The 17013-nt window shown below is 68.1% G+C and carries 17 protein-coding genes; 11 read left to right on the forward strand and 6 right to left on the reverse strand.

All coding sequences use genetic code 11. From position 1 onward, the window contains the following. Positions 1-3: 3 nt before the first annotated feature. Together ITJ62_RS07105 and ITJ62_RS07110 are read left to right on the forward strand one after the other, a co-directional pair. Entirely contained in the window at positions 4-426 is a 423-nt protein-coding gene (locus tag ITJ62_RS07105) for a cytochrome c oxidase subunit 4 (protein ID WP_064296980.1), read from the forward strand. Continuing rightward, positions 426-878: a GNAT family N-acetyltransferase gene (locus ITJ62_RS07110; protein WP_064296979.1), complete on the forward strand. Its 453-nt coding sequence runs from the start codon at positions 426-428 to the stop codon at positions 876-878. Before ITJ62_RS07105 ends, ITJ62_RS07110 begins: the two co-directional genes overlap by 1 nt. 646 nt (positions 879-1524) lie before the next feature. Here ITJ62_RS07110 and ITJ62_RS07115 read toward each other — a convergent pair. The 4 genes from ITJ62_RS07115 to ITJ62_RS07130 are packed head-to-tail and all read right to left on the reverse strand — an operon-like array spanning position 1525 to position 5809. Then, positions 1525-3159 carry a ubiquinol-cytochrome c reductase cytochrome b subunit gene (locus ITJ62_RS07115; protein WP_064296978.1) on the reverse strand — a complete coding sequence of 545 codons (1635 nt, stop codon included), beginning with the start codon at positions 3157-3159 and terminating at the stop codon, positions 1525-1527. Beyond that, positions 3156-4241, reverse strand: a complete 1086-nt coding sequence (locus tag ITJ62_RS07120) for a ubiquinol-cytochrome c reductase iron-sulfur subunit (RefSeq protein WP_064296977.1) — start codon at positions 4239-4241, stop codon at positions 3156-3158. The genes ITJ62_RS07115 and ITJ62_RS07120 overlap by 4 nt, the downstream gene beginning before the upstream one ends. Positions 4242-4276: 35 nt before the next feature. Next, the gene (locus ITJ62_RS07125; RefSeq protein ID WP_138947123.1) at positions 4277-5122 is read right to left on the reverse strand and encodes a cytochrome c; all 846 of its coding nucleotides are present in this window, start codon (positions 5120-5122) and stop codon (positions 4277-4279) included. Positions 5123-5140: 18 nt separating this feature from the next. Further along, the gene (locus tag ITJ62_RS07130; RefSeq protein WP_085510949.1) at positions 5141-5809 is read right to left on the reverse strand and encodes a heme-copper oxidase subunit III; all 669 of its coding nucleotides are present in this window, start codon (positions 5807-5809) and stop codon (positions 5141-5143) included. Positions 5810-5953: 144 nt separating this feature from the next. Here ITJ62_RS07130 and trpD point away from each other — a divergent pair, with 144 nt between their 5' ends. From trpD to ITJ62_RS07155, 5 genes are all read left to right on the forward strand, one after another. Next, complete coding sequence (gene trpD, locus ITJ62_RS07135) at positions 5954-7015, forward strand: anthranilate phosphoribosyltransferase (RefSeq protein ID WP_194600518.1); 1062 nt, start codon at positions 5954-5956, stop codon at positions 7013-7015. Positions 7016-7131: 116 nt separating this feature from the next. Beyond that, positions 7132-8133, forward strand: a complete 1002-nt coding sequence (dhaK, locus tag ITJ62_RS07140) for a dihydroxyacetone kinase subunit DhaK (RefSeq protein WP_194600520.1) — start codon at positions 7132-7134, stop codon at positions 8131-8133. Positions 8134-8137: 4 nt separating this feature from the next. Beyond that, a complete protein-coding gene (gene dhaL / locus ITJ62_RS07145) occupies positions 8138-8782 on the forward strand; it encodes a dihydroxyacetone kinase subunit DhaL (protein WP_194600523.1) in 645 nt (214 codons plus the stop codon). Continuing rightward, entirely contained in the window at positions 8779-9489 is a 711-nt protein-coding gene (gene dhaM / locus ITJ62_RS07150; RefSeq protein ID WP_194600526.1) for a dihydroxyacetone kinase phosphoryl donor subunit DhaM, read from the forward strand. The genes dhaL and dhaM overlap by 4 nt, the downstream gene beginning before the upstream one ends. A gap of 84 nt (positions 9490-9573) precedes the next feature. Continuing rightward, a complete protein-coding gene (locus tag ITJ62_RS07155; RefSeq protein WP_124769389.1) occupies positions 9574-9798 on the forward strand; it encodes a hypothetical protein in 225 nt (74 codons plus the stop codon). Positions 9799-9819: 21 nt separating this feature from the next. On the opposite strand, the gene ITJ62_RS18985 is transcribed toward ITJ62_RS07155, so the two are convergent. Beyond that, entirely contained in the window at positions 9820-10398 is a 579-nt protein-coding gene (locus tag ITJ62_RS18985) for a TetR/AcrR family transcriptional regulator (protein ID WP_228498106.1), read from the reverse strand. Between the two features lie 262 nt (positions 10399-10660). Between ITJ62_RS18985 and ITJ62_RS07165 the strand changes: the two genes are divergently transcribed. The 4 genes from ITJ62_RS07165 (at position 10661) to ITJ62_RS07180 (ending at position 14393) form a co-directional block, all read left to right on the forward strand. Beyond that, positions 10661-11563, forward strand: coding sequence for an ABC transporter ATP-binding protein (locus ITJ62_RS07165; protein ID WP_194600529.1), 903 nt, complete (start codon positions 10661-10663; stop codon positions 11561-11563). 32 nt (positions 11564-11595) lie between these two features. Then, the gene (locus ITJ62_RS07170; RefSeq protein WP_194600532.1) at positions 11596-12417 is read left to right on the forward strand and encodes an ABC transporter permease subunit; all 822 of its coding nucleotides are present in this window, start codon (positions 11596-11598) and stop codon (positions 12415-12417) included. Positions 12418-12480: 63 nt separating this feature from the next. Then, positions 12481-13692: a sensor histidine kinase gene (locus tag ITJ62_RS07175; RefSeq protein ID WP_194600535.1), complete on the forward strand. Its 1212-nt coding sequence runs from the start codon at positions 12481-12483 to the stop codon at positions 13690-13692. A 2-nt stretch (positions 13693-13694) separates the two neighbouring features. After that, on the forward strand, positions 13695-14393 hold the full coding sequence (locus ITJ62_RS07180; RefSeq protein WP_194602376.1) for a response regulator transcription factor: 699 nt from the start codon (positions 13695-13697) through the stop codon (positions 14391-14393). Positions 14394-14504: 111 nt separating this feature from the next. On the opposite strand, the gene ITJ62_RS07185 is transcribed toward ITJ62_RS07180, so the two are convergent. Then, complete coding sequence (locus ITJ62_RS07185; protein WP_228498108.1) at positions 14505-16901, reverse strand: excinuclease ABC subunit UvrA; 2397 nt, start codon at positions 16899-16901, stop codon at positions 14505-14507. Positions 16902-17013: the final 112 nt, after the last annotated feature.

A 17013-nucleotide genomic window follows, 5' to 3' on the forward strand; every position in this document is an offset into this window, starting at 1 on the left:
GCCATGCGCGCCAATATCATCCTCTTCACGATCCTGACGGTGTTCTGCGCCCTCCTCTGCGCGGTCTACACGGTGTGGTCGCTCGTCGACCCGCTCCACGGCCGGGTCGAATGGGTCGGCACGGTCACCCTGGCTCTCGCCGCGATCCTGAGCGCCTTCCTCGGCTTCTACCTCAGCCGGGTGCACAAGAGCCAGGGCGCCGAGCTCCCCGAGGACACGCTGACGGCGAACATCGACGACGGCGACCCGGAGATCGGGCACTTCAGCCCGTGGAGCTGGTGGCCCATCATCCTCGCCGGTGCGTGCGGTCTGCTCGTACTCGGTCTGGCGGTCGGGTTCTGGATCGCGATCATCGGCATCCCGCTGGTCGTCATCGCGGTCGTCGGTTGGAACTACGAGTACTACCGCGGATACTTCGCACGCTGATGGTCGCCTCGTTCAGCATCCGTCGCGGTCAGCCCGACGACCGTTCAGCCGTCTTCGCGCTGGCCGGCCAGCTGATCACCGGGTCCATCCCGCCTGCTGCGGACGACTTCATGGCGGCGTACAACAACGTCATGCGCCCTCGTGAAGACGAGACCAACGTGCTGTACGTCGCGGTCGACGAAGCGAACCGCGTTGTCGGATACACCCTGATGACGGTGTCGCGGCTGCTGCACGCGGCCGGCCTGACCGCCCACCTGCAGGAGCTCGTCGTCGACGAGACCGCCCGCGGCGCCGGCATCGGATCGGCCCTCGTCGAGGCGAATGAGCACTATGCCGTCGAACGCGGTGCACGCCAGCTGACGATGTCCACTTCTCGAGCCGGCGACTTCTACCGTCGTCTCGGCTACAACGTGACTGCGGAGTTCTACAAGAAGATCCTTCCGCTGGGCTGATCCCCAAGCTGTCATCGAAGAGCCCCCGAGCCACCGCTCGGGGGCTCTTTCGTGTTCTGGTGCTCGCCTGGACACGGAGAACAATCAAGCCGGCATTGGGGCGCGCACCCGCCCCCGAAGATCGCGATCGTCACCCGTCCGTCCGGCGAGGCTGCTCCCGGTGGGCAGCCGTACTGGTGACGCCTCCTCATGCCTGATAGACCGGGGGAGCGCCCACCGGTCTCTGAGGCTGTCGAGGGGCACACTCCGCCCGCAAAGGACTCAGTGTGCGTACGAAGAGACCTGGGCGCAGGCATTCGTGTCCCTGAGCCCGTCGATGGGCAGCTGTAGTCCTCTGTCTCCTCGGTACGGCCCCGATCACCCTGGGGCGGGAACGTCGCCCCCGGGGCCGGTCGACCGGCTCCCATCGTCTGCTGTCACTCAGGCATGCCGGTGAAGCGCGGTGAGCGAACTCGGGTCCCTGAGCTTGTCGAAGGGCTCGCCGCCGCATCCGCAGCGGCGTTCGGCGCCCGGAGAACGGGGGAGAGGGGCTGCTCGGACGTTCGCTACCACACGCGTCTGGTCGCGGCGCAGTTCGGCGATCCCGCCCTCAACGACGAAAGCCCCGCAGTCCGTCAGGACTGCGGGGCTTTCCCAGGGGATCCGCCTAGTGGTGGTCGCCGTGGGAACGTTCGATCTCCGTGTTCGTGACCGGAGCGATCCGATCCTCGAAGAACCAGCGGGACATCGCGGCGCGAGCCTTCTGGACACCGGTGATCTTGCCCTTGGCGTTCGGACGGATCATCAACGGCTTGTGGTCGTCGTAGCTCGCGAGGCGCCAGCGCTCGTACTCGTCGACGGGCTCGTGGACCTCGATGAACTCGCCACCGGGGAGGCGGACGATGCGCCCGGTCTCGTAGCCGTGGAGGAGGATCTCGCGATCCTTCTTCTGTAGCGCCAGGCAGGTGCGCTTCGCGATGAAGTAGGCGATGAACGGTCCGAGGATGAGGATCGCCTGCAGCGTGTGGATCACGCCCTCCATCGTCACCTTGAAGTGGGTGGCGATGATGTCCGAGCTCGCAGCAGCCCAGAGGGCGGCGTAGAAGGTGACACCGGCAGCGCCGATGGCGGTGCGGGTCGGCGCGTTGCGCGGACGGTCGAGGATGTGGTGCTCGCGCTTGTCACCCGTGATCCACGCCTCGACGAACGGGTAGATGAACACCGTGACGATGAACAGACCCAGGACGAGGACGGGAAGGATGATGTTGAACGAGAACGTGTGATCCCAGAGGACGAACTCGAGGTGCGGCGGAACCAGCCGGAGCGCGCCGTCGGCGAACCCGATGTACCAGTCAGGCTGCGTACCCGCCGAGACCGGGGAGGGATCGTACGGTCCGTAGTTCCAGATCGGGTTGATCGTGAACAGCGAGGCGATGAGCATCACGACACCGAAGACGATGAAGAAGAAGCCACCGGCCTTCGCCGCGTAGACGGGGAGGACGGGGAACCCGACCACGTTCTGCTCGGTGCGACCGGCGCCCGGGAACTGCGTGTGCTTGTGCACGACGACGAACACCAGGTGCAGGGCGATGAAGAGCAGCACCAGCGCCGGCAGGAGCAGGATGTGGAGCGTGTAGAGGCGGCCGACGATGTCGGTGCCCGGGAACTCTCCACCGAACAGCAGGAAGGTCGTCCACGTACCGATGATGGGCAGGCCCTTGACCATGCCGTCGATGATCCGCAGACCGTTACCGGAGAGCAGGTCGTCGGGCAGCGAGTACCCGGTGAAGCCCTCGGCCATGGCCAGGATGAATAGGACGAAACCGATCACCCAGTTCAGCTCACGCGGCTTGCGGAACGCACCGGTGAAGAAGATGCGCAGCATGTGCAGGCCAATGGACGCCACGAACAGCAGGGCCGCCCAGTGGTGCACCTGACGCATCAGGAGGCCGCCGCGGATGTCGAAGGAGATGTCGAGCGTCGACGCCATGGCGACGGACATCTCGATGTTCTTCAGCGGGACGAAGGACCCGTCGTAGTGGACCTCCGCCATCGATGCCTGGAAGAAGAAGGTGAGGAAGGAGCCCGACAGCAGGATGATGACGAAGCTGTAGAGCGCGACCTCGCCCAGGAGGAACGACCAGTGGTCGGGGAAGATCTTGCGGCCGAACTCCTTGACGGCGACCGAGATGGACGTCCGCTCTTCGAGGTAGTTCGCTGCGGCGCCGGTGAAACCACCGGAGCTCTTCGCCGGAGCGGCCTTGGCCTGCTCAGGGGCGCGTGTTGCGGTCGAGGTGCTCAATGACGCTCCCAGAAGCTCGGGCCGACAGGTTCGTGGAAGTCGCTCCGCGCGACGAGGTAGCCCTCGTCGTCGACGGTGATCGGCAGCTGCGGAAGCGGCCGGGCGGCCGGTCCGAAGATGACCGCGCAGTGGTTCGTGACATCGAACTGCGACTGGTGGCAGGGGCAGAGGAGGTGGTGCGTCTGCTGCTCGTAGAGCGCGACAGGGCAACCGACGTGCGTGCACACCTTGGAGTAGGCGACGATGCCGTCGTAGGACCAGTCCTTCTTGGACTCCTCCTCGACAAGGTCTTCGGGCTTGAGCCGCATGAGCAGCACGATCGCCTTCGCCTTCTCGTTGAGGACGTGATCGGCCTCGTGGAGGTTCTCGGGGATCACATGGAACGCGCTGCCGAGGGTCACGTCGGACGCCTTGATGGGCGTACCGGACGGGTCACGGGCGAGGCGCGTGCCTTCCTTCCACATCGTGTGCTGCATGAGCTCGACGGGGTCTTCGTCGTACGGCGCGAGACCGCGGAACAGCGCGATGCCCGGGAGCGGGAAGACGATGAGGGAGCCGATGAGGCTGTTGCGGATGAGCGCGCGTCGTCCGATGCCGGACTCGACGTTCGCCTGGTGCATGATCTCCACCGCGCGATCGCGGCTGACTTGGTTGCCGCCGACCTTGTGACGGTAGTCGATGCCCTCTTCGTCGTGCATGAGGGCCTTGCCCCAGTGCACGGCGCCGATACCGATCGCGAGCAGGGCCAACGCCATGCCGAGACCGATGAACAGGTTGTTCAGGCGGACCGAGGCGATGTCCTCGGGCTCGATCGGGAACGCCATGTAGGCGGCGACCGCCCAGACGCTGCCGGCGATCGACAGGTAGAAGAGGGTGTAGACGGCGCGCTCGGCCCGCTTGTCCTTCTTGGGGTCGAGGTCCGTCACGCGCTTCCGGTGCGGAGGCAAGCCGGGGTCGACGACGGCGTCGCGGGAGATGACCCCGGTACCGGTCGCGACCTGCAGCTCCTGCCCGTGGGCGGACGGATCGGCAGACGAGTCGGCGGCTGGGTGACCCGAGCCGCTCGAGTTGTCGTGAGCCATGGTGCTCCTTCTTACGTGTTGTCGATCCGCGTCGGTCAGTTCGACTTCGCGGTGATCCAGACGGTGAGGGCCACGATCGAGCCGAGGCCGAAGATCCAGAGGAACAGGCCCTCGGAGACGGGGCCGAGCGAGCCGAGGTCGTTGCCGCCCGGTGACGGGTTCTTCTCCATGAACTTGAGCGCGGTGATGATGTCGCGCTTGTCCTCGGGGGAGAGGTTCATGTCGTTGAAGACGGGCATGTTCTGCGGGCCGGTGATCATGGCCTCGTAGATGTGGGCGGCGCTGACGCCGACGAGCGAGGGCGCGTACTTGCCCTCGGTCAAGGCGCCACCGGCGGCTGCGACGTTGTGGCACATCGCGCAGTTGATGCGGAAGAGCTGTGCGCCGTTGGAGGCGTCGCCCTCGCCGTCGAGGTACTGCTCCTCGGGGATCTCCGGGCCGGGTGCGACCGAGGCGACGTACGCCGCGAGGGAGGAGATCTGCTCCTCGGTGAACTGCACGGGCTTCTCCGGGGCCTGCGGGCCCTGGTTCTGCAGCGGCATCCGGCCGGTGCCGACCTGGAAGTCGACGGCGGCGGCACCGACGCCGAGGAGGCTCGGTCCGGCGGTCGTGCCCTGCATGTCGAGGCCGTGGCAGGTGGCGCAGTTCGCGGAGAAGAGCTTCTCGCCCTCGTCGACGGAGGCCTGCGACTTGGCGGCGGCGACGGGCTCTGCGCTGGCCGTGCTGACGCTGACGGCTGCGTAGGCGCCACCGGTCACGAGGAGGCCGATCGCGAGCAGTGCCGCCGAGGCGAACGGGCTGCGGCGGCCGCTCTTGCGCGAGGCGCGGGCGGCCTTCTTGGACGCCTTGGTGGTCGTCGTCTGGGTGGGGTCAGTCTTCATGGAGTCAGTCATTCCGGGTCAGCGCAGGATGTAGATGACGAAGTAGAGGCCGATCCACACGACGTCGACGAAGTGCCAGTAGTACGAGACGACGATGGCGCTCGTCGCCTCCTTGTGGCCGAATCGTTTGACGGCGTAGGCACGGCCGATCACGAGGAGGAAGGCGATGAGGCCACCGGTCACGTGCAGGCCGTGGAAGCCGGTCGTGAGGTAGAACGCCGAGCCGTACGCGTTCGAGCTGAGGGAGATGCCCTCGCTGACGAGCGTCGCGTACTCGAGGATCTGGCCGGAGACGAACACGGCGCCCAGGGCGTAGGTGAGGAAGAACCACTCGACCATGCCCCACTTGCGCGGGCTCCAGCCCGTCATGCGGGGCTGCATGCGCTCCGCTGCGAAGACGCCGAACTGGCACGTGAACGACGAGGACACGAGGATGATCGTGTTGATCGTCGAGTACGGGACGTTCAGGCGACCGGCTTCGGCCGCCCACAGCTCGGGAGCCATCGATCGCAGCGTGAAGTAGATCGCGAAGAGGCCGGCGAAGAACATGACCTCGCTGCCCAGCCAGACGATCGTTCCAACCGCGACCGTGTTCGGTCGGTTGATCCGGGGCGCGCTCGGCGCAAGGTTGATTGAGGTGCTCGTCACCCCTCCATTATGGCCGAAAGCCGGAGCGGTTTTTCGCATTTCGGGGGCGGCGAGCACGCTCGGATCAGTAAGGCTAGCCTTATTTCCTGACCGGAATCTTCGGTTCTGCTGCGGGATTCATGTGATCTTCGCCTCCACAGGCCGCTCGAGGCGTCGGCGAGTCGCGCTTGTAAGATCGTCGACATGCCTCTCACGACCTGGCCGACGCTCATCGGTGACCTGCTCGCCGGAACCGATCTCAGTGTGTCCGAGTCGACGTGGGCGATGGAACGGATCATGACCGGCCAGGTGACGGACGCCCAGCTCGCCGGCTTCCTCATCGCGTTGCGGCGGAAGGGGGAGACGGTGGACGAGATCGTCGGGTTCCGCGACGCGATCCTCGACCACGCGAAGCCGCTCGTCGCCCCGTCCCGGGCCCTCGACATCGTCGGCACCGGCGGCGACCGCTTCGGCACGGTCAACATCTCGACAACCGCGTCCATCGTCGCGGCCGCGACGGGCATCCCCGTCATCAAGCACGGCAACCGCGCGGCGAGCTCCGCCTCGGGATCGAGTGACGTGCTCTCGGCGCTCGGCGTCGACCTCGCCCTGCCGACGGACCTGGTGGGGGAGGTGCTGGCGTCGACGGGCATCACCTTCGCGTACGCGGCGGCGTTCCACCCCGGTTTCGGCCACGCAGGGGCTGTCCGTGCGGAGCTCGGCGTGCCGACGGTCTTCAACTTCCTGGGCCCGCTCGTCAACCCGGCCCGCCCGGAGGCGTCGGCGGTCGGCGTCGCGCACGCCGACCGCATCCCGTTGTTCGTGGGCGTCTTCCAGACGCGCGGGGCGACCGCCCTCGTCTTCCGGGGCGACGACGGACTCGACGAACTGACGACGACGGGACACAGCCACCTCTGGGAGATCACCCGCGGAGCCGTCACCGAGCACGACCTGGATCCCCGGGAACTCGGCATCCGCCGTGCGTCGATCGACGATCTGATCGGCGGCGACGCCCAGCACAACGCCGGTGTCGTGCGCGCCACGCTCGCCGGCGAGGATGGGCCGGTCCGCGACATCGTCCTGCTGAACGCGGCGGCCGGGATCGTGGCGTTCGAGCTGTCGGAGGATCCGACGCAGGCCCAGCGGCCGATCCTCGAGCGGTTCGCCGTAGCGCTCGTGTCCGCCGCGGCCGTCATCGACTCGGGTGCGGCGACCGCGACACTCGACGCCTGGGTGGACGCCACCCGCACGCTCGGCTCGCGCTGATCCGCGCCGTGGCCGGGTCTTCCGGCCCTACCGGCGGTGGGCCGCAGCGCGTAGGTTGAGACCCGATGCCGGCGTACCCGGTCGGCGGACCCGAACCGATCTTGCAGGAGGATTCAATGAAGAAGCTCATCAATGATCCCAAGGACGTCGTCGTCGAGGCGGTGGCCGGCTTCGGCGCCGCGCACCCCGATCTCGTCACCGTGTCGCTCGACCCGGTGTTCATCGCCCGAGCCGATGCGCCGGTCGCCGGGAAGGTGGGGATCGTGAGCGGCGGCGGTAGCGGGCACGAGCCCCTCCACGGCGGGTTCGTCGGATTCGGGATGCTCGACGCCGCCGTACCCGGCCCGGTGTTCACTTCGCCCACTCCAGACCCCATCCTCGCCGCCACGAAGGCGGTGGACGGTGGTGCCGGCGTCCTGCACATCGTCAAGAACTACACGGGCGACGTCCTCAACTTCGAGACCGCGGCCGACCTCGCGCTGGCCGAGGGCATCGAGGTGCGCTCGGTCATCGTCGACGACGACGTCGCGGTGAAGGACTCGCTCTACACGGCGGGGCGACGGGGTGTCGCCGGCACCGTCCTCGTGGAGAAGCTCGCCGGCGCACGTGCCGAGGCCGGGGGAGGACTCGACGAGGTCGCCGACCTCGCGACGAAGGTCAACGAGCGCACCCGCACGATGGGCGTGGCACTCACCCCGTGCGTCGTCCCGCACGCGGGCGAGCCGAGTTTCACCCTGGCCGACGACGAGATCGAGATCGGCATCGGGATCCACGGTGAGCCCGGCCGTGAGCGCATCCCGCTGGAGCCCGCCGACCGGATCGTCGACCGCCTGCTCGCCGCCATCCTCGAAGACCTTCCGTACGCCTCGGGCGAGCGGGCCCTCGTCTTGGTGAACGGGATGGGCGGGACGCCGCAGGTCGAGCTCTTCATCGTCTTCCGCCGCGTGGCCGAGGCGCTCGCGGAGCGCGGGATCGAGATGGCACGGTCGCTCGTGGGGAACTACACGACCAGCCTCGAGATGCAGGGTGTGTCGATCACCCTCCTGAAACTCGACGACGAACTGATCGAATTGTGGGACGCCCCGGTGCAGACCGCGGCGCTCCGGTGGGGACGGTAGACGGATGGGATTGGACGGAACCTGGGCGATCGCCTGGATGCGGGGGAGTGCGGCGGTCGTCGCAGAGCATCGGGTGGAGCTGATCACCCTCGACCGTGACATCGGGGACGGCGACCACGGCGAGAACCTCGACCGCGGGTTCTCGGCGATCCTGCCGAAGCTCGACGAGCAGCCTGCCGACGCGACGCCCGCCGACATCCTCAAGCTCGCCGCGACGACGCTCATCTCGACCGTCGGAGGCGCGAGCGGCCCGTTGTACGGCACCGCGCTGCTCAAGGCGTCGATCGCCGTGGCCGGCCAGGAGGACCTCGACGCCGATGCCGTCGTCGCCCTGCTGGCGGCGGCGCGCGACGGGATCGTGCTCCGTGGCAAGGCCGAGGTCGGGGACAAGACCATGATCGACGCGTGGACACCCGCCGTGGACGCTGCATCCGCAGCGGCGGCGGCGGGGGAGTCGCCGGCACGGGTACTGGCCGCAGCCGCGGAGGCCGCGTGGGGTGGCGCCGCCGCGACCGAACCGCTCGTCGCCCGCAAGGGGCGTGCCAGCTACCTCGGTGAACGGGCCATCGGGCACCGCGACCCCGGGGCGCAGTCCACCTCCTTCCTCCTGCAAGCGGCGGCTGCCGCCGCTGGGGAGGGTGCCGCATGAGCGAGGAAGCCGTCGGCCTCGTCTTCGTCTCGCACAGCTCGCTGATCGCGGAGGGGCTCATCGCCCTGGCGCGCCAGATGGCGCCCGACGCGGCCCTCGCCGCAGCCGGTGGTACCGATGAGGGAGGGATCGGCACGAGCTTCGAGCTGGTCTCCGCCGGGATCGCCGCCGTGGACTCCGGGGCCGGGGTGGTGGTGCTGTGCGATCTGGGATCGGCGATCCTGACCGCTGAGACGGCACTCGACTTCCTCGACGACGACGTCCGAGGCCGGGTACGCATCGTCGACGCCCCGCTCGTCGAAGGCGGGGTCGCCGCAGCCGTGGCCGCGCAGACCGGCGCGTCGCTCGACGAGGTCGTGGCCGCCGCGCGGTCTGCAGCCGGCGGTGACCATGCCCAGCACGGCGCCGACGAGGCGACTCCGGCCGGTGGGTCCGACGACCCGACAGCGTCCCACGCCGCAGCCTCGGTGACCCTGCGGAACAAGGACGGGCTCCACGCTCGACCCGCTGCGGAGTTCGTGAAGCTGGCGAGCACGTTCGCGGCCAAGGTGGTCGTGAACGGGAAGGACGCCAAGAGCCTGCTCGGGATCATGTCACTGGGCCTCGTCAAGGGGGCGGTCGTGGAGCTGCAGGCGGACGGTCCGGACGCGGAGGATGCCATCGGAGCACTGGCGTCGCTCATCGAATCCGGCTTCGGAGAGGTCTGACGGGTCGCGCTCGGGACGGAAGCAGGTCGGCGTCCCGGGCGCAACGGGGTGGTCGACCCCGACGGTCGGCGTAGCATGACCCGCATGAACGAGCAGACGAAGACGTCGGACACCGAAGACCGCCAGTGCACGGTCTGTGGCCATCCGCTCGCCGAGCACACCTTCGACCGTTCCTCCGGGCACGATCACTTCATGACCTGCCCGACGGGGGAGCGGCTACCGGATCCGGCGCAGTCCGCCATCCCGGTCAACGAGTTCGGGATGCCGCTCTGGGACCAGGACCCCGATCGACCTGCTCCGTCGGCCTGACGACCCCGGTGGCCTGCGCCGTCATCCGAGGAGGAGCAACGACCGGACGGCGACGCTGACACCCGTTGCGCGCGATGCCGGCGTCTCGTGCAGTGCGCTGCCGTCGATGAGCCAGCGCACCCATCGGACGAGCTGCTCAGGCGTCGCGTCGGAGCGGGCTGCACTGGTGCGAACCGCCTCGGTGATGTGGTCGAGGAGGAAGCGGTCGACCATGTCCCGCTCGACGTCGAGGACGGCCGCCACGGCGTGGAGATGCGCCATGCCCTGGACCGCGCGAGCGAAACCGACCGTCTGGTCGGCCGCCCGTTGACGATCGAGTGCGCCGAGATAGGTGGTCAAGGCAGGGCGGCCTGGCCCGGCGCGCGTGGCGAGGTGCAGTTGCTCCTCGGTCCAGGCGGCGCTCACCCGCAGCAGCGTGACCAGGATGTCGAGTTTGGTGGGGAAGTAGTGGAACAGGGTCCCCGAGGAGATGTCCGCCGCTCGGCAGATGTCCGCCGTCGAGGTGGTCTCATACCCTTCGGTGGCGAAACAGCGGTAGGCCGCAGCGAGGATCGCGGTCTGGCGCGCGGTGAACCGCTGTGGGTCGACGATTCTCGGCATGACTGCTCCCGTATTCCTAGAGCACTTACTCTAGAGCAGACACTCTACCAATTCGGTCCAGGTCAGAGGCGACTTCCCGGCTGAGCGATCATGTCGCGCAGCTCGGAGCGCAAGGCGGTGCTCCCTCACGGTCGAACGCTCGGCGGTCAGCTCGCCGCTGAGTCCGATGATGACGATCAACCCCTGGTTGGCAGTCGCCGACGCACACGCGTCCGTAGCGTCGATGGCACGAGTCAACCGCTACCAGCAGGAGGAAGACGCCATGACGATCGACGTGGAGGGGCTGACCAAGGCCTACCGAGGCACGTACGCGGTGCGCGATGTGAGTTTCAGTGTCCGATCGGGCAAGGTCACCGGATTCCTGGGGCCGAACGGCGCCGGCAAGTCCACGACGATGCGATCGATCGTCGGGCTCGACCGTCCCACTGCTGGTCGTGCACGTATCGACGGCTCTGAGTACCGAGCGTTCGCCGCGCCGCTGCGCGAGGTCGGTGCTCTGCTGGACGCGAGGGCGGCGCACCGGTCGCGCTCGGCGCTGAACCACCTCGCCTCGATTGCGGCGACGCACCGCATTCCGCGCTCGCGCGTCGACGAGGTGCTCGAGGCGACGGGTCTCAGCGCGGTCGCCAGGAAGAAGGTCGGCGGGTTCTCCCTGGGGATGGGTCAGCGCTTGGGGATCGCCGCAGCACTGCTGGGCGATCCGGGCACGCTCATCCTCGACGAGCCGGTCAACGGCCTGGACCCCGAGGGCGTGACCTGGGTCCGGGAGCTCCTGGCCCGGCTGGCGGCCGAGGGGCGGACGGTGTTCCTGTCCTCGCACCTCCTGAACGAGCTCGCGCTCATCGCGGACCACGTGATCATCATCGGTCGCGGCGAGATCATCGCGGACGCTCCCATCGGTTCGCTCACCGAGCAGGGAGACGGTCGTGTCCGTGTTCGCACCCTCGATGCGCCTGCACTCACTCGCCGGATCACCTCAGCGGGGGCGAACGTCGCGTCGAGCGAGCCGGGCGTGCTGGAGGTGGAGGGCCTGTCCGCGGAGCAGATCGCCCGTGCCGCGCACGAGGCGGGAGTGCTGATCACTGAGCTGACGCCCCTGCGCCAGACCCTCGAAGAGGCCTACAACCGACTCACCCGCGACGCGCAGGAGTTCGTCTCCGCCTGATGTCGCGTCCCCCTCGAAAGGACACCATCCTCATGAGCACCACCACCGGCATGGCCGCAGCACCCGTCGTGCGGCGCTTCTCCGCAAGCGATGTCAGCCTCGGCGGCACCATCGTCTCCGAATGGATCAAGTTCCGTGGACTCGCCTCGAACCACGTCCTCGCAGGATTCGCGTTCCTGCTGCTGACCGCGAACGGGATCGCGATGCCCTGGGCGTACGTCTTCCGCGACCGCGGGTCACCGAAGGCGAACTACGACGCGTACCCCGAGATGATCGTCGACAAGACCGGCTACGTCGGCATCGTCCTCGCGGTGCTCGCCGTCCTGATGATCACGAACGAGTACCGGTCCGCTCAGATCGGCACGACACTACTCGCGGTTCCGCGTCGGACGGCGGTGCTCGTCGCGAAGGCCTCGATCATCGCGGGTGTCTCGTTCCTCGTCGGTGTCGTCAGCTCAGCCGTCGCGTTCGCGCTCGCGCCTGTCATCCTGGCAGGGGGCGGATACGGCTATGTGCTGGAGACACCCGACCTGGCGCGGTTGGTGCTCGGATCCGGGCTCTACCTGGCCACCATCAGCATCCTCGGAATCGCACTCGGCACCATCATCCGCAACGTCGTCGCCGCGGTGCTCGCGACGATCGTGCTCCTCCTCATCGTGCCGGTGATCCCGCAGATGTTCTCCGAATACGGCACCGAGATCACCCGCTTCTTCCCGATCCAGGCCGGCTCCCTGCTCCTCGCCCCGACCGGTACGGACCCGATGGGACCGTGGACCGGGTATGCCGTTCTGCTGATCTGGACGCTGGCTTCGTTCGTCGTCGCAGCGATCACGTTCCTGCGCCGGGACGCCTGAACGGTGCTCACGAGGGGCGCGAGGGAGAATGAGAGCCGAGCTCAGCGTGGAGGTGGCAAGGGTATGAGTGCGATCCGGCCGGTCGTGGACGCCGCGGAGGTCGACCGTGTCCTCGGCACACGCGTGCTGCGCTGGTTCAGCGCCCACCAGCGTGTGGTCGACGCACTGGTCGCTGTGACCTGTCTCCTGGTCCAGGCGCTCGGGCTGGTCCTGCCGGGTGCGCAACCGCTCTGGCCGGGGTTGCCGTTGGTGATCCTCTCGAGCGTGCTCCTGTTGTGGCGGCGTCGGTATCCGCGGGCGATCCTCGTCGCCGCCGCGCTCGCGAACACGGCGGGTGTGCTCCTGCCCGCCCCCGTCGCACCGTTGACGCTGCCCGCCGCCGTCGCACTGTATTCGGTAGCCGCCATGCTGCCCACCAGAACCGCGCTGTCGGGCTACGCGGTCCTCGTGGGACTCCCTGCGGCGGGACTGCTCGTCCGTCTGCTCATGACGGGGTCGACCCAGGCCCCGTCGTTGCTGGAACCGCTGGCGCTGCTCGCTCTTGCCGCAGGTGTCGCCGCCCGCGGTGTGACGCAGCGCCGAGCGGCCCTCACGCAACTCGTGAACCAACGACTCACCACGGCGCGGGTGGTGGAGCGGCAGCGGATCGCCGCGGAGATGCACGATGTCGTCGCCCACTCGCTGTCGACGATGATCTCCCTCGCGGACGGGGCGTCCAGCGGCTGGGAACGGCACCCCGAGCGGTCGGCCCGAGCGCTCGCGCAGCTGGGTGGTGTCGGGCGCAGCGCGCTGGGCGAGATGAACCGCGTCCTGCAGGTACTCCGAGAGGGGGATGCGGTGCTGGATCGGCGCCTGCAGCGGTCGGGACACTACGTCTCCGACGTGCAGGAGGTCGTCGAAATCTTTCGCAGCACCGGCATGCCCGTCACGCTCACCCGCTCCGGCGGGGCCATGCCGGAGCAGCCCGCTCTGGTGACGACGATCTACCGGATCGTCCAAGAGTCGCTCACCAACGTGTTGCGGTACGCCGTCGACCCCACGCGAGTCGAGGTCGGCATCGACGTGGCGCCCGGCACCGTCGCGGTGCGGGTCACCGACGACGGCCGCATCGACACCCACCGAACTCGAGCTCCGAGCCAGGGGAGTGGGCAGGGGCTCCCGGGTATCGCCGCTCGAGCCGCGGCGTACGGCGGCACGAGCGAAGCAGGGCCGTGCGCGGGCGGGGGCTGGTCGACGAGCGCGACGCTGCACATCGACCGAGGAGCAGCGACGTGAGCATGCCCAGTCCCTCGATCATCAGCGTGCTGGTGGTGGACGACCAGGAACTCGTCCGGGTGGGCAGCGCGCTGACCCTGGATTCCGCGCCCGACATCGAGGTCGTGGGGGAGGCGGCGACAGGTGAGGAGGCGATTCGGCGTGCACGGGAACTGCGACCGGACGTCGTCCTCATGGATGTGCGGATGCCCGGCATGGGCGGCGTCGAAGCGACCAGGATCATCACCACGGTCCACCCGGCCACACGCGTCCTCATCCTCACCACCTTCGACATCGACGCGTACGCGTTCGGAGGCCTCGACGCCGGCGCCAGCGCCTTCCTGCTGAAGAGCACCCCACCAGACCGGTTGCAGGAGGCTGTTCGGACGATCCATGCCGGCGAAGCCGTCGTCGAACCCAGGATCACGAAGCGACTCATCGAGCACTATGCCTCCGGTGGACGGTCGCGCGAGCACGGGGGAGCAGGTGAGACAGCCCATCCGCTGGACCCGCTCAGCCCGCGCGAGCTCGACGTGTTCGGATGCATCGTCGCCGGGCTGTCGAATCGTGAGATCTCAGACGCACTCCACCTGTCGCCGTCCACGGTCAAGACGCACGTCAACCGCATCTTCGCCAAGTTGCACCTCCGCGACCGGGTCCACGCGGTGATCCTGGGCCAGGACCTCCGAACCCGAGCCGCGGGGCAGGCCAGATTCGACTGAGTTGACATAATGTGCATTATCAGCTCTTTCCAACCCGCCGCGAGCGGGGTCGCATCGGGTCACGTGGGCCTGCATCACCGACATGAGGACCGCGGCGACGACCGGGGCGCGTCAGGAGCCGATGTACCGAGCGAGATGTTCTCCGGTCAGCGTCGAGCGATCGGCGACGAGCTCGGCGGGTGTCCCGCTGAACACCAGGCGTCCGCCGTCATGACCTGCGCCGGGTCCGAGGTCGACGATCCAGTCCGCATGTGCCATGACCGCCTGATGGTGCTCGATGACGATGACCGACTTCCCGGAGTCCACCAAGCGGTCCAGGAGTCCGAGCAGGTTCTCCACGTCGGCGAGGTGCAGGCCCGTCGTCGGCTCGTCCAGGATGTAGACCTCGCCCGAATCGGCCATCTGCGTCGCCAGCTTCAGTCGCTGTCGTTCGCCTCCTGACAGGGTCGTCAACGGCTGTCCGAGGCTGAGATAGCCGAGCCCGACGTCGGCGAGTCGCGCCAGGATGACGTGCGCGGCTGGCGTCCGGGCCGGCCCGTCGGCGAAGAAGGCCTCGGCCTCCGTCACCGACATCGCGAGCACCTCGCTGATGTCCCGCTCCCCCAACTGATATTCCAGAACGGAAGCATCGAACCGGCGACCCTCGCACACCTCGCAGACGGTCGAGACGCTCGCCATGACGCCGAGATCGGTGAAGACGACACCTGCGCCGTTGCAGTTCGGGCAGGCTCCCGCCGAGTTCGAGCTGAACAGCGCCGGCTTGACCCCGTTGGCCTTCGCGAACGCCTTGCGGATGGGCTCGAGCAGACCCGTGTACGTCGCCGGGTTACTGCGACGCGAGCCGCGGATCGGGCTCTGGTCGACCGTCACCACGCCGGGACGCCCGGTGACGGAGCCGTGGATGAGCGAGCTCTTGCCCGAGCCGGCGACTCCCGTGACGACCACGAGGACGCCGAGCGGCACGTCGACGTCGACGCCCTGCAGGTTGTGCCGGTCGGCGCCGCGGATCTCGATGACACCTGTCGGTCGACGCAACGCCGGGTTGAGCGCGGCGCGGTCGTCGAAGTGGCGTCCGGTGAGCGTGTCGCTCGCTCGGAGGCCGTCCACACTCCCCTGGAACGTCACCTGTCCCCCGCCGGTCCCGGCTCCGGGGCCGAGGTCGACGACGTGGTCGGCGATCGTGATCGTCTCCGGCTTGTGCTCCACGACGAGGACGGTGTTCCCCTTGTCGCGGAGCCGCAGGAGCAGTTCGTTCATCCGCTGGATGTCATGCGGGTGCAGTCCGACGGTCGGCTCGTCGAACACGTAGGTCACGTCGGTGAGCGACGACCCCAGATGGCGGATCATCTTCGTCCGCTGCGCCTCCCCACCCGAGAGGGTGCCCGTCGTGCGGTCGAGTGACAGGTACCCCAGCCCGATGGCGACGAAGGAGTCCAGCGTCTCCTGGAGGACCGTCAGGAGTGGGCGCACCGACGGTTCATCGAGCGCCCGGGTCCACGTCGCGAGGTCGCTGATCTGCATCGCGCACAGTTCGGCGATGTTCCGACCGGCGATGCGCGAACTCCGCGCGCCCTCACTCAGCCGGGTCCCGTCGCACGCCGGACACGTGGTGAAGGTGACGGCGCGGTCGACGAATGCGCGGATGTGCGGCTGCATCGCCTCACGGTCCTTCGAGAGGAACGACTTCTGCACCTTCGGGATCAGGCCCTCGTAGGTCATGTTGATGTCGCCGACCTTGACCTTCACCGGCTCCTTGTGGAGGAAGTCGTGGAGCTCCCGCTCCGTGTAGTCCTGGATGGGCTTGTCCGCGTCGAGGAATCCGGATCCGGTGAAGATCCGCACGCCCCAGCCGTCGGGTGTGTAGCCGGGGATCGTGAGCGCGCCCTGGTTGAGCGACTTCGTGGCGTCGTAGAGCTGGGAACGGTCGATGTCGTTCACCGTGCCCATGCCCTCGCACCGCGGGCACATGCCGCCGGTGATCGAGAAGCTCCGCCGCTCCTTCGTGCTCTGTCCCCCGCGTTCGATGGTCACCGCTCCGGCGCCGCTGATCGAGGCGACGTTGAAGGAGAAGGCCTGTGGAGACCCGATGGACGGGTCTCCGATCCGACTGAAGAGGATGCGCAGCATGGTGTTCGCGTCGGTCGCCGTGCCCACCGTCGAACGCGAGTTCGCGCCCATCCGCTCCTGGTCGACGATGATCGCCGTGGTGAGTCCCTCGAGCACGTCGACGTCGGGCCGCGCCTGCGACGGCATGAAGCCCTGGACGAACGCGCTGTAGGTCTCGTTGATCATCCGCTGTGACTCGGCGGCGATCGTCCCGAAGACGAGGGAGCTCTTCCCCGAGCCGGACACGCCCGTGAACACGGTGAGGCGGCGCTTGGGGAGGTCGACGTCGACGTCGCGCAGATTGTGCTCGCGGGCACCCCTGACCCGGATGACGTCGTGGCTGTCGGCTGCCCTGGTGTGCATCGGCGTCTCGGTCATGGCGATCAGCGTATCCGTCGTCATCGGCTGGCGTCTCGCCTCGATCGACACTGATCCGCGCGACATGGAAGGTCATGCTGTGAAACACCTGTGTGAATGCGTCACACTGGTGGAACGCACCCGGTCTGCTCGGGAG

Source organism: Plantibacter sp. VKM Ac-2876, assembly GCF_015350715.1.
GTDB classification, from domain to species: domain Bacteria; phylum Actinomycetota; class Actinomycetes; order Actinomycetales; family Microbacteriaceae; genus Plantibacter; species Plantibacter auratus.